General features: G+C 36.6%; 11 protein-coding genes. 6 read left to right on the forward strand and 5 right to left on the reverse strand.

Features of this window, described 5'->3' with window-relative positions; translation table 11 throughout:
• The first annotated feature begins 61 nt into the window (after positions 1-61).
• On the forward strand, positions 62-1,777 hold the full coding sequence (locus BM260_RS17145) for a MutS-related protein (RefSeq protein ID WP_175496341.1): 1,716 nt from the start codon (positions 62-64) through the stop codon (positions 1,775-1,777).
• Positions 1,778-1,886: 109 nt separating this feature from the next.
• Here BM260_RS17145 and BM260_RS17150 read toward each other — a convergent pair whose 3' ends face one another.
• Genes BM260_RS17150 through BM260_RS17160 form a run of 3 tightly spaced genes read right to left on the reverse strand, consistent with a single transcriptional unit; the run spans position 1,887 to position 3,694 of the window.
• A complete protein-coding gene (locus BM260_RS17150; protein ID WP_093538570.1) occupies positions 1,887-2,744 on the reverse strand; it encodes an RluA family pseudouridine synthase in 858 nt (285 codons plus the stop codon).
• 52 nt (positions 2,745-2,796) lie between these two features.
• On the reverse strand, positions 2,797-3,267 hold the full coding sequence (locus BM260_RS17155; RefSeq protein ID WP_093538571.1) for a thioredoxin family protein: 471 nt from the start codon (positions 3,265-3,267) through the stop codon (positions 2,797-2,799).
• A gap of 1 nt (position 3,268) precedes the next feature.
• Complete coding sequence (locus BM260_RS17160; RefSeq protein WP_093538572.1) at positions 3,269-3,694, reverse strand: disulfide oxidoreductase; 426 nt, start codon at positions 3,692-3,694, stop codon at positions 3,269-3,271.
• A 128-nt stretch (positions 3,695-3,822) separates the two neighbouring features.
• Here BM260_RS17160 and BM260_RS17165 point away from each other — a divergent pair, with 128 nt between their 5' ends.
• From BM260_RS17165 to BM260_RS17180, 4 genes are all read left to right on the forward strand, one after another.
• Positions 3,823-5,364, forward strand: coding sequence for a carbon-nitrogen hydrolase family protein (locus BM260_RS17165; RefSeq protein WP_093538573.1), 1,542 nt, complete (start codon positions 3,823-3,825; stop codon positions 5,362-5,364).
• Positions 5,365-5,385: 21 nt separating this feature from the next.
• Positions 5,386-7,107, forward strand: coding sequence for a phospho-sugar mutase (locus tag BM260_RS17170; protein WP_093538574.1), 1,722 nt, complete (start codon positions 5,386-5,388; stop codon positions 7,105-7,107).
• 133 nt (positions 7,108-7,240) lie between these two features.
• Positions 7,241-8,356, forward strand: coding sequence for a GAF domain-containing sensor histidine kinase (locus BM260_RS17175; RefSeq protein WP_093538575.1), 1,116 nt, complete (start codon positions 7,241-7,243; stop codon positions 8,354-8,356).
• Positions 8,357-8,368: 12 nt separating this feature from the next.
• Positions 8,369-9,016 (forward strand): response regulator, encoded by a 648-nt coding sequence (locus tag BM260_RS17180; RefSeq protein ID WP_093538576.1) that lies wholly within the window; start codon positions 8,369-8,371, stop codon positions 9,014-9,016.
• Between the two features lie 147 nt (positions 9,017-9,163).
• Here BM260_RS17180 and BM260_RS17185 read toward each other — a convergent pair whose 3' ends face one another.
• A complete protein-coding gene (locus BM260_RS17185) occupies positions 9,164-10,048 on the reverse strand; it encodes a cation diffusion facilitator family transporter (protein WP_093538577.1) in 885 nt (294 codons plus the stop codon).
• Positions 10,049-10,129: 81 nt separating this feature from the next.
• Complete coding sequence (locus tag BM260_RS17190) at positions 10,130-11,464, reverse strand: hemolysin family protein (protein ID WP_245762770.1); 1,335 nt, start codon at positions 11,462-11,464, stop codon at positions 10,130-10,132.
• A gap of 221 nt (positions 11,465-11,685) precedes the next feature.
• Here BM260_RS17190 and chrA point away from each other — a divergent pair, with 221 nt between their 5' ends.
• A complete protein-coding gene (gene chrA, locus BM260_RS17195) occupies positions 11,686-12,843 on the forward strand; it encodes a chromate efflux transporter (RefSeq protein ID WP_245762771.1) in 1,158 nt (385 codons plus the stop codon).
• The last annotated feature ends 118 nt before the right edge of the window (positions 12,844-12,961 follow it).

Genomic DNA, 12,961 nt, shown 5'->3' on the forward strand with positions numbered 1-12,961 from the left:
GAGACCAAGTAAACAAGCGTTAGATATGGATATATTTCTGATTTATGTAGGGGTGTTTATCGTGACAAATATAATTTTAGTTGTCGTCGCAATTATTGTGGTTTCTATTGTGGTTTATCATTTAGCAACCAAAAATAGGAAAAAACTGAATAGATTTCGGAAAGAATGGGATACTGGAACATTTGTTTCACAGAATATAGATTTTAATTCAGTTTCATCATACTGGTCGAACAAAAGAAATTATTATAAGCATTATGACGGAATAGATCAATTAACTTGGGATGATTTAGGGATGGATGAAGTTTTCAGGAAGATGAACTATACGCAATCTACTGTCGGCTCAGAGTACTTATTTAACCAGCTAAGAGACATTGAACCCTCCAGAGTTGGACAACAAAATAATGAGGAACTTTATCAGTTATTATCCACAGAACAAGGGGTAAGAGAAGAAATACTTTTAATTTTATCAAGTCTTGGTAAATTAAATTATACCAATTCTTCATCTTATTTTTTGGAGAAGAAAGAGACTAAGATAAAGTATGCTTCTATTTATGTGCTTTTAGCTCTAATGCCAGTTATATCCGTACTTTTAATGTTCCTTAATCTTAAGTATGGAATTATTAGTCTGTTGTGTTCCTTTACATTAAATGGAATCGTTTATTATCGAAATAAAACTATGTTAGAGAGTAATCTGTATTCTGTTGGATACGCAGCTGCAATTATTTCCGGTGGGAACCGTATAGCTTCTCTTAAGCACTCGATATTATTTAATCATCTAGATGGCCTCAAAGAGAATGTAAGACCTATTAAAAAAGTAATAACATTTAATAGGTTAGCTTCTTTTGGAAGTGGAGGTACTGGAGAACTGGATCTTTTATTTGAATATATACGGATCCTTTTTTTATTGGATTTTATTTCATTTAATAGTATTAGTAAAACGATTGCTTCTCATCAAAAGGAATTTCGTGAAATTTGGATGCTAATAGGAAAACTGGATGCAGCCATTGCAATAGGGTATTATCGCAAATCACTAGATATATATTGCACTCCAACTTTTACTGATGAGGATGGTTTATTTTTCGAGAATATGATTCATCCACTTATAGAAAAACCAGTTTCAAATACATCTAGTTTATGGAAATCAACTCTAATTACTGGTTCTAATGCATCGGGGAAATCCACATATATGAAAGCTGTTGCTATTAATGCGATTTTAGCTCAGACAGTTAATACTGCAGTTGCAAAAAGTTGGCGTATGAAACCTAGTTATGTCGTTACATCCATGGCCGTTCAAGATAATGTGCTAAACGGTGATAGTTATTTTATTGCAGAAATAAAATCCCTAAAACGTATAATTCGTCTAATAGAAGAAGAAAAACCTTGTCTCTCCTTCATTGATGAAATCTTAAAGGGTACAAATACAATAGAACGAATTGCGGCATCCGCAGCAATTATGGAATGGTTATCTGTAAACAATGGTATCAATATTCTTGCATCACATGATATTGAACTAACAGAAATTGTGGAAAAGACGTATGATAATTATCATTTTAGAGAAACGGTAGAAAATGGTGAAGTTCGATTTGATTACAATATTCATTCAGGTCCTTCAAAATCGAGGAATGCCATTAAGTTACTTGAAATACTTTCCTACCCACAAAGTATCACAGACAAAGCTAATAGTGTGGCACAGCAGTTTAATGAGCAACGTAAATGGAGTATTCTCGGAGAAAGTAACATGTTTACCGATGAAAAGTTTCAAGTAAACTCGAAGTGAAACAATTAAAAAAAGCAGATGAGAAATAAAAATCTCACCTGCATTTTCATTTGTGCAACGTTTGAATTCATACTAGCAACGTCCACTGATTTACTGCCGTAGCATCAACCTAGTTCTGTTGGCGTTTATCTTCTATAACGAGTACTTCACCTGTTATGGGATGATTAAATTGGACTTTAAATGCATGAAGCTCATACATTTTAGTTGGTGTTCTTTTAGCACCATATAGTTCGTCTCCAACAATTGGATGTCCTAGATGAGCTAAGTGAACTCGAATTTGGTGGGTACGTCCAGTTTCTAAAATGGCATGTACTTTCGTGAATTGTTCATGTTTCCCTGCAACTTCATAATGAGTAATAGCATTTTGCCCAGACGGAGAAACTCTTTTGCGCGTCGGATGGTGGCGATCATTACCGATAGCTGCTCGAATGGTGCCATGCTGGTTTTTCACTTGACCTTCTACAGTTGCCTCGTACGTGCGGACAATTGTTTTGTTCTCCAGCATACGGTCGAGCATACCTTTGACAAGTGGATTTTTTGCAATAACTACTAATCCCTTTGTGCCTTCATCGATGCGATGTACATGTTCGCCGTAATGCTGGTCTTTACTGTGTAAATAATTTGTCACAGTGTTCATAAAGGTATGATTTTGACCATCTTCGTTAGGATGTGTCGCTACTCCGCGTGGTTTAGAAGCGATTAGTAAATACTCATCTTCATAGGCTACATATAAAGGAATCTGATCGGAAAGGAGATAGTTTGAAGATTCCCCCTCCCATTTAATAACGAGTACATCACCTTTTTTGTTTGGAAGCTTCCATTGTAGAAGTTCTCCGCTCTTGTTGCTTACGGCTTTCTGCATTAGTAACTCATGTATTAACTTCTTGCCTAATTTCCATTTCTCTTGAAATAGATTATTGATGGTTAATCCATCTTCTTGTACGGTATACGTTAATGTATGAATCATCTTCCTAACTCCTTTAAAAAAAGGGTCTGTCTGCTCGACATGACCCTTTTGGTTATTTTAAAACGACTTCATCAAAGAATCCTTGAATTTGACTATTAGATATGGCACCTTCTACTCGAACTACTTCTTGGCCTTTTTCAAAATAGATCATTGTTGGTGTTGCTTTGATACGGTAATCATTCCAACCCTTTTCATACTCAAGTACATTGTATTTTACAATTTCAACTTTATTTTCTTTAGCAAGCGGTGTCAGTCGTGGTGTCATCTCTTGACAATGTACACACTCTGGGCTGAAGAAGTAAGCTGTCACAGGTTCTCCAGTAGCAATCTTTTTTTCCAATTCTTCTGGTAAAATAATATTTTGATAGTTCGGATCATCGATAAGATCAATAGTAGATTGTCTTAGATCATCCGTATCGTATGGATTATTCGCTAATGCATCCTTGTTTTTCTGAGAGTTTAACACAAAGATTAATACAAAGACTGCAACGATAATACCACCAAAAATAAGTAGTTTTTTCAAGTTACTTTTCCTCCTTGATGTCCCTCCATACTAAAACACTTGTAATTGCAATTATAATAAATGCAATAAGAGCTAAAAATGGAATGGTTATAAAACCTGCATAGTTAATATATTCTCCTGTACACGCTACTCTACCACATGCGGGTGCTGATTCTTGCATGAAAGTAAGTTTTTGAATGCTATAATGATAAGCAGATATACATCCACCAATCACGGAGAATATAAAAGTTGTTACTGCAATTTTAGGGTTTTTTTGAACATATGCAATTCCTAATATTAGCACAAGTGGATACATGAGTATACGCTGGTACCAACATAAATCACATGGTTCGTATCCTCTTACTTCTGAAAAGTAGAGTGAACCTAATGTTGCAGTAAGGGAAACTGTCCACATAAATAGTAATAGATTTTCCAGTTTTTTTGTCATAGGAACTCCTTTAAATTACTTTGAACTCAAATTAAAGTATAATCCTTCTTTAAATACATGTAAAATATTTTATCTGAAGAGCAAATAGCTATATAATGAAAGATACTGATGAAAGAGGAGCCGATACAATGACAGAAGAATTTGATTTATCCCCATTCGAACAAAGCATGATTATAAGACAAACGTCTTTTTCCGATATAGAGTCGATCTTAGAAATACAACGACAATGTTTTCCGGGTATGGACCCTTGGGAAGTATCCCATTTACGTAGCCATTTAACTATTTTCCCAGAAGGCCAACTGGTTGCAGAACTAGACGGCAAAGTAATTGGTTCCTGTTCTAGTCTTATTATAAATTTTGATGAGTATGATGATCGTCATTCTTGGTCGGATGTAACAGATGCAGGCTACATTACGAACCACAATCCAGATGGCTATAATTTATATGGTATTGAAGTAATGGTGCATCCTGAATATAGAAGAATGAAGGTTGGTCAACGTTTATATGAAGGCAGAAAAGATATTGCAAGACAGTTCAATTTAAAGTCCATTATAATCGGAGGGCGCATTCCTAACTATCATAAATTTGCAGAAGAAATGTCTCCAAGAGAATATGTGACATCTGTTTCTCGCCACAAAATATATGATCCAGTTCTTACCTTCCAATTGATGAATGGCTTTACGCTAATGCGTATTAACCCAAATTATCTACCGGATGATATGGCGTCTGCCAAATATGCAACGCTGATGGAATGGAATAATGTCGATTATATTCCACTTTCTAAACGTCACTTTAAAACAAGCTATCCTGTACGAATTTGTGCAGTGCAATATATGATGCGTAAAATAAATTCATTTGAAGAGTTTGCTAACCAATGTGAATATTTTGTGGACGTAGCTTCCGATGCTCAATCTGATTTTGTAGTGTTCCCGGAAATCTTTACTACGCAGCTAATGTCCTTCCTGAATGAACCATCGCCAAGTCAGGCAGTTCGTAAACTGACAGAATATACTCCGCAATATATGGAGTTATTCTCAGATTTATCGATTCGTTATAATATCAATATTATTGCTGGTTCTCACTTCGTGGAAGAAGAAAACGAGGAAATTTATAATATCGCCTATTTATTCCACCGAGATGGTGCAATTGATAAGCAATATAAAATTCATATTACACCGAACGAACGTAAATGGTGGGGAATTAGTGCAGGCGATTCTGTACAAGTATTTGATACCGATTGTGGGAAAATTGCGATTCAAATTTGTTATGATATAGAGTTTCCAGAACTTGCCCGCATAGCTACTGATATGGGTGCAAATATTATCTTCGCTCCATTTTGTACCGAGGATCGTCAAGGATACTTACGAGTTCGCTATTGTGCACAAGCACGTGCTATTGAAAACCAAATCTATACTGTTATTTCAGGTACAGTTGGAAACTTGCCACAAACAGAAAATATGGATATTCAATATGCACAGTCTGCCATTTTCGCACCTTCTGATTTTGAATTTGCACGTGATGGTATTGTGGGAGAAACAGAACCAAACGTTGAGATGGTCTTAATAGGGGATGTAGATTTAGAAATTCTCCGTCGTCAACGTCAAGACGGGACAGTTAAGCATTTAAAAGATAGACGTCATGATGTATACAGTATCGATTATAAAAAATAATGAAGTGGAGTTGACTTTCCTATGCGTTATAGACAACTATTTGACCAATGGAATAACTTCTCAGAGTTAGAAACCGATTGGAAAGAAAACCTTCAACAGCTAGCCAAGGATGAAAAAAGGATAGAGGATGCATTTTACCGTGATCTTGAATTCGGAACAGGTGGAATGCGTGGAGAAATTGGTGCTGGAACGAATCGTATGAACACGTACACTGTTCGTAAAGCGACTACAGGTCTAGCTTCTTATATTAAGGGAGCTGGAGCAGAAGCTATGGAGCGTGGAGTAGTTATCGCTTATGATAGTCGAAGATATTCTCCAGAGTTTGCGCGTGAAGCAGCGAATACACTAGCCTCTAATGGTATTAAAGCGTATTTATATATGGAACCTAGAACTACACCTCAGCTGTCATTTACGGTTAGACATTTACACGCATTTATGGGGATAGTTATTACTGCAAGTCATAATCCTCCTGAATATAATGGATACAAAGTATATGGCGAGGATGGTGCGCAGCTAAACATTGAGGACGCTGAGGTTGTTATTGAGCATGTCAATGATGCAGGAGATGCACTGCATATCGATCAACGAAATCCTGATAAACAATTAATAATTCAATTAGATGAAAAATTGGATGAAGCTTATTTGGAAGCCTTAAAAACAGTGCAAGAAAACGAAGAATTAGCATCTTCTTCTGATCTGAAGGTGGTATTCACACCCTTACACGGTGCTTCTGGTAAAACAGTCCAACGTATATTAAACGAAGTTGGTTACAAGCATATTTCCTATGTAGAAGAACAGATGGAGCCAGATGGAGACTTCCCGACAGTGGAATCTCCAAATCCGGAAGAGCAAAGTGCTTTTGAATACGCAATTCAGTACGGCGAAAGGAATTATACAGATATTCTAATAGCAGTCGATCCAGACGGGGACCGCGTTGGTATTGCCGTAAAATCGGATTCTAAGTATGAACTTTTAACTGGCAATCAAACAGGTGCGATATTAATCGAATATCTATTATCACAACGTAAAGCAAAGGGTAACATCCCAGCTAATGGTCGCATATTTAAAACGATTGTTACTTCTGATCTAGGTCGTGTAATTGCCGAATATTACGGAGTAAGTTCAGAGAATGTATTAACAGGCTTCAAATTTATCGGTGAAAAGATTAAGAAATACGAAGAGACAAAAGAGTTTGAGTTTCTATTTGGCTATGAGGAAAGTTATGGTTACTTGATAAAAGATTTTGCACGTGATAAAGATGCGGTGCAAAGCGTGTTAGCGATAGTAGAAGCTGCTGCCTATTATAAGCAACAAGGAAAGACCTTACTCGATGTTTTAGCAATGTTATATGAAAGACATGGCTACTATTTAGAAGGGCTTCAATCTGTTACGAAAAAAGGAGTAAGTGGTGCGAATGCCATTAAAAACTTACTAGAGCAGGTTCGGACAAATAGAATTACGGAAGTAGCAGGGATAAATGTTACCTCCCAAGAGGATTACTTACACTCCACTCGAATGTTTACCGATGGACGAGAAACAGAGGAATTATTCTTACCAAAATCAAATGTAATTAAGTACTTCCTTGCAGACGGCTCATGGGTTTGTGTAAGACCAAGTGGAACCGAGCCTAAGATCAAATATTATTTTGGTGTACTTAGTGGCACAGAAGTAGAAAGTAAAGAAAAACTAAATTCTTTGAAGGAAGATTTTTCGTTGAAGATGAATCAATACTTAGTAGATTAATATAGAAAACAGGAAAAGTGAAATCTCTTTTCCTGTTTTTTTTCGGTCAAAAGTATGATGCGCATACCCTACAGTGAATAGTAAATAAGTGATACTATGGAATTATCTGAATTACATACTTGGAGGAGTTTACATGTTATCAAATGAACTCTCGAACATAGAATTACTAAAAGAAATAGCGGAATTGTTAAATGAAGAAACGGAAATGGAGAAAATGCTACAAGGTGCCTTGCAAAAACTATTGGATGGTACCTTATTTGAAACTGGATGGATATTTTTTATTGATGAAAAAGGAAAACAACAGTTAATTGCACATGAAAATTTACCGAACGCATTAAAGCAGGATGACTGCATACATTTGCAAAAGGATAGCTGCTGGTGTGTGTCCAGGTTTCAAAAGGGTGAGTTAAAAAAAGCTTCCAATATTATTGAGTGTAAAAGAATAGTAAACGCAAGAAAAATGAGTAATGAGGACAGTGGGGGCATCACGCATCATGCAACTGTACCCTTACAATCAGGACAAGAAAGCTTTGGCCTATTAAATGTTGCGACTCCAAACACGATACGATTTTCAGACGGCGAGCTTGCGTTACTCGAATCGGTGGCTTTTCAAATTGGTTCAGCAATTAAGCGGATTCTCCTCACAAGACAGGAGCAGCAAGTAGCTCTTGTACAGGAGAGAAACCGATTAGCACGAGATTTACATGACTCCGTTAACCAATTACTATTCTCCGTCACGCTTACTGCCCGTGGAGGAATTGAAATGACAGAGCAGCCGGATATTAAAGATACATTTAAAGAAATTCAATATTTAACGCAAGAAGCACTAACAGAAATGCGCGCCCTCATTTGGCAGCTACGTCCCAAAGGATTAGAATCAGGAATTATTGAAGGCCTTAAAGGATATGGTGATATTCTAGGGCTTACAATGACAGTGAAAGTAAAGGGCGTTGTTAACTTACCTGCTATTATAGAAGAAACACTGTTCAGAATTGCTCAGGAAGCACTGAATAATATTCGGAAGCATTCTGGTGTACTCATAGCAGAACTATACTTAACGGTCACTTCTACAGATGTATTGTTAGTTGTGAAAGACGAGGGTTGTGGATTTCATATGAAAGAACCCAATAAGCTACGTTCAATTGGTTTACAGAGTATGAAGGATAGAGCTAGTTTTGTTGGTGGGACAGTAGATTGGGTGACAGGTTGCGAAAAAGGAACAGAAATATTAGTGCGATTACCTTATTAGGAGGGTGCGATTATGATACGTGTATTAATAGCTGATGATCATCATGTAGTAAGAAGAGGATTAATGTTTTTTCTGAAAACCCAAAAGGATATGGATATTGTAGGGGAGGCTACTAACGGAAAAGAAGCGATGGAGCTAACACAAAGTTTAAAGCCCGATGTTATATTAATGGATTTAGTGATGCCGGTAATGGACGGAATTGAAGCAACGAAACTTATAAAATCTACTAATCCGGAAATTCAAATACTAATGCTCACTAGTTTTTCAGATAGAGATCATGTAATTCCTGCCTTAAAAGCTGGCGCAGCGGGTTATCAGTTAAAGGATATAGAACCGGATGACCTCGCTGACGCCATTCGTAAGCTCATGCGCGGAGAAAATACGATACATCCAGAGGCAACAACTCAATTAGAAAAAGAGTGGGAGCCCGTTGTACCAAGTCCACATGAAGAACATCCTTTAACACCTAGAGAGCAGGATGTATTATCTGAGTTGACAAAAGGAAAGAGTAATAGAGAAATTGCATCCTCCTTGTTTGTCACCGAAAAAACAGTCAAAACACATATTTCTAATATATTCGCGAAGCTACATGTTCAAGATCGTACACAAGCAGCTCTATATGCAGTAAAACATGGCCTAACAGAACCAAGCGGAAGATGAAAAGCACGGAGAATCGCAATGACTATGCGATTCTCCGTGCTTTTTTTGTTCTGATTAACATATCGATCGATGGCAACTAAGAATCGATCGATCCTCCGCAAGAATCGATCCATCAGGCAAGAAAATCGCTCGATCAGCAGAAACTATCTACTGCTGATCGAGCAAGTCCATATTTGGTTCAATGTGGACTAAAATAACTGAAAAAGGTTTGACCTTCATAATACGATGTTCTATTTCTTCTGTTATACGATGACTATTCAACACGTTTAAATTTGGATCCACTGTAACCGTAATATCGACAAACATTAAATTTCCATGCATTCTCGCTTTAAAATCGGTTAACTCATCCACACCCTCTACTAGTCGTACTATCGTAGAGAGGGATTCAGCTTCGTCCACATTAAAACCGTCGGATAGCGTATATGCTGCATCATGAAAAATAGTATAGGCGGTATAGATAATGATGATACCAACTAACAGGGCAGTTATACCGTCTAAAAGAGGAAAACCTAAAATAGAGCCGACGATACCAATAGTTGCACCGATACTAACAAGTGCATCAGAGCGATTATCATAAGCTGCCGCTTTTAGAGCAGCACTATTTATACGGTTTCCAAGGTTTAAATTATATCTATAAACAATATACATGATAATGGCACTAAACAAGGCAACAATTGCGGTTAAAAGGGAAGGTGACTCTTGGATAGGGTTAGCAAGATGTTGTACTGCTTGAATGAGAACCTGGATACCGATAAACGCCATAATAAAAGCGGCGACAAGGGAGGCAATGGTTTCTGCCCGTAAATGTCCATATTGGTGATGCTTATCTGGTGGTTTTTGAGAAATTCGCAATCCGATTAAAATAGCAACCGACGCAATGATGTCTGTAAAATTATTTAGACCATCGGCTTTTAAGGCTTCAGATGAACCGATAATACCAACACTTAACTTAAGTGTACTTAAAAGTAAGTATACGCCAATGCTAATCCAAGCACCTTTTTCCCCTTCACGTAAGTTTGTATATAGTTCCACAATGTTTCCTCACTTCAACAATTATAGACATAGGAAAACGACCCTCATTTGAGAGTCGTTTTTTGAAATCTAATAATTTTTTTATTCCACTATCGGTTCTAGTTCTTCAACTGGAGGTGCAGATTTAATAATCTCTAGATATTGAATATGATGCCCATCAACTTCTTTAATCATGAAATCATAGCCTTGTTCCTGAATCTTTTCACCTTTAATGGTTTCGTAGCTCTTAGTCATAAACCAACCACCTATAGTATCTATATCCTCTTCATCGATATCTATACCAAGTAGGTCGTTAACATTTTCTATTAACATTTTCGCATCGAGAATATAATGATTTTCCTCTAACTTTTGAACTTCTGGAAGTTCATCAGTATCGAACTCGTCACGTATATCTCCTACGATTTCTTCGATAATATCTTCTATAGTTACAAGTCCTGAAGTACCACCGTATTCATCCATTAAGATTGCCATATGAATTCGTTCACGTTGAATCTTAAGTAATAAATCAGCGATTGGCATATTCTCAATAACTCGGATAATCGGTTGCATATAATCACTTACGGGTGTGGTTGCATTCGTAGGATCTTTTATATATGCAGTTAACAAGTTTTTCATATTTACAAGTCCAATAATATGGTCTTTATCACCGTCAGTTATTGGATATCTTGTATATTGTTCCACACCGATCAACTGAAATACTTCATCTAATGTAAAATCTTTATCAATAGAAGTAATCTCGGTGCGTGGAACCATGATTTCTTTTGCAATACGATCATCAAATTCAAAGATTTTGTTAACATATTTGTATTCAGCTTGGTTGATTTCTCCGCCTTTAAAGCTATCGGAAAGAATCATACGAAGCTCTTCTTCGGAATGAGCTACTTCTGACTCTGATACAGCATTTAAACCAAATACTTTGGTTGCTAAGAAACGAGCAGAACCATTCATACCGTGAATAACTGGATACATAAGTTTATCGAAAATGATAAGCGGTTTTGCTACCGCTAATGTAATTTGTTCAGACCTTTGAATAGCAAACGTCTTTGGTGTTAACTCTCCTACAACTACATGTATATAAGTTACAAGAGAGAATGCAATAATAAATGAAAGTAAAGAGGAAACACTCTCTGGGAGCTCAAAATAAGTAAATGCCGGATGTAAAATCCGTTCAATTGTCGGTTCTCCGAGCCATCCTAGCCCTAAAGCTGTTATGGTAATCCCGAGCTGACATGCAGATAGATATTCATCCAGATTGGAAACTACTTTTTTGGCATTTATCGCCTTAGTGTTTCCTTCAGCTATAAGCTGATCAATTCTTGTAGTTCTTACTTTTACAATTGCAAACTCACTCGCAACGAAAAATGCAGTGAATGCGATTAAGACAGCAAATGCTGCCAATCGTATGGCTATGTCCAAATAATTACTTTGTCCCTAACCCAAATGGGGGGTAAGACAAAGTGTACACCTCCTGTTTTCTAAAAAATAGTTTATACGTTTAATAATAAAATATAAAAAAAGAAATTACAAATCTTTCTACTTTAAATAGAGATATTCTATTAATAATTTTTACAAAATCTTAACATTTACACGCTAAAAATTATTAGATAATAAAGATTATGCCTGTAGAGGAGGTAAAAATGAAAAATAAATATCTCGACATACTGAAAGCATCTACTAAGCTTGGCTTAACGTCATTTGGAGGACCAGCTGCTCATATTGGTTATTTCCGGGACGAATATGTGGAAAAAAGAAAATGGCTAGATGACAAGTTATATGCGGATATCGTTGCGCTATGTCAGTTTTTACCTGGACCGGCCTCTTCCCAAGTAGGAATCTCTATTGGATTATTAAGAGGGGGATTATTGGGAGGTATAATCTCGTGGATAGGTTTTACAATGCCGTCTGTAATTATTTTAATGTTATTTGCTGCATTCATATCGAGTTCAGGATCTTTTGATAGTGGGTGGATTCAAGGACTAAAAATAGTGGCTGTTGCTGTAGTAGCACATGCGATAATAGGTATGCAAAAATCATTAGCACCAGATCGTATAAGAATAAGTATCGCCATAGGATGCGCAATATTAACATTACTTATTCCTACCGCAATTGGACAAATCACGATTATTCTCATAGCGGGTATTTTTGGTTTTTTCTATTATAAAAATGACGCAATAGAACCAGCACCTGAAATGAAGTTAAGTTTTGGTAAAAAGACTGGCATTATTAGTTGGGTATTATTTTTTACATTGCTCACTTTGCTTCCATTACTAAAACCGTTTGTACAATCTGTCTATTATGCGATATTCGATACTTATTACCGCGTTGGATCTATTGTATTTGGTGGTGGGCATGTTGTATTACCAATGCTACAAAGAGAGGTTGAGCTATCTGCTGATATGTTCCTGACTGGTTATGGAGCAGCACAAGCAGTGCCAGGACCATTATTCACAATCGCTGGTTTTTTAGGACAGATAACTGCTGGTACAGGTGGAGCATTACTTGCCGTTTTTGCGATGTTTCTACCTTCCTTTTTATTGGTCATTGGAACATTGCCATTTTGGTCTATTATTCGTTCTAAAAAAGGGATTCAAGCAGCTTTAAAGGGAGTGAATGCAGCCGTTGTTGGAATTCTACTTGCGGCACTTTATGATCCTGTTTTTACAAGTGCGGTAAATAGTACGCTTGATTTTGTTATTGTGTTAATTACTTTTACACTTTTAGTGGTGTATAAGTTAGCGCCATTCAAAGTAGTACTCATCAGTATTGTGTTAGGCGCAATTGTTCATTCATTATAAAAATTCAAAAAGTATTGACAATTAAAATTTCGGTATGCTAATGTTAATATACACAAAAAAATGGAATGGAGGTATGACAAATGATTCGTTTAAAAGATAGCGCTGTTAACTTAAAAAG

It is taken from the genome of Psychrobacillus psychrotolerans (assembly GCF_900115805.1).
GTDB lineage: Bacteria > Bacillota > Bacilli > Bacillales_A > Planococcaceae > Psychrobacillus > Psychrobacillus psychrotolerans.

Bases quoted from the DNA above. Each gene is read 5' to 3' on its own strand.
- BM260_RS17175 (WP_093538575.1), top strand. From the start codon at position 7,241: ATGTTATCAAATGAACTCTCGAACATAGAATTACTAAAAGAAATAGCG.
- BM260_RS17170 (WP_093538574.1), top strand. From the start codon at position 5,386: ATGCGTTATAGACAACTATTTGACCAATGGAATAACTTCTCAGAGTTA.
- BM260_RS17165 (WP_093538573.1), top strand. From the start codon at position 3,823: ATGACAGAAGAATTTGATTTATCCCCATTCGAACAAAGCATGATTATA.
- chrA (WP_245762771.1), top strand. From the start codon at position 11,686: ATGAAAAATAAATATCTCGACATACTGAAAGCATCTACTAAGCTTGGC.
- BM260_RS17160 (WP_093538572.1), bottom strand. From the start codon at position 3,694: ATGACAAAAAAACTGGAAAATCTATTACTATTTATGTGGACAGTTTCC.
- BM260_RS17180 (WP_093538576.1), top strand. From the start codon at position 8,369: ATGATACGTGTATTAATAGCTGATGATCATCATGTAGTAAGAAGAGGA.
- BM260_RS17150 (WP_093538570.1), bottom strand. From the start codon at position 2,744: ATGATTCATACATTAACGTATACCGTACAAGAAGATGGATTAACCATC.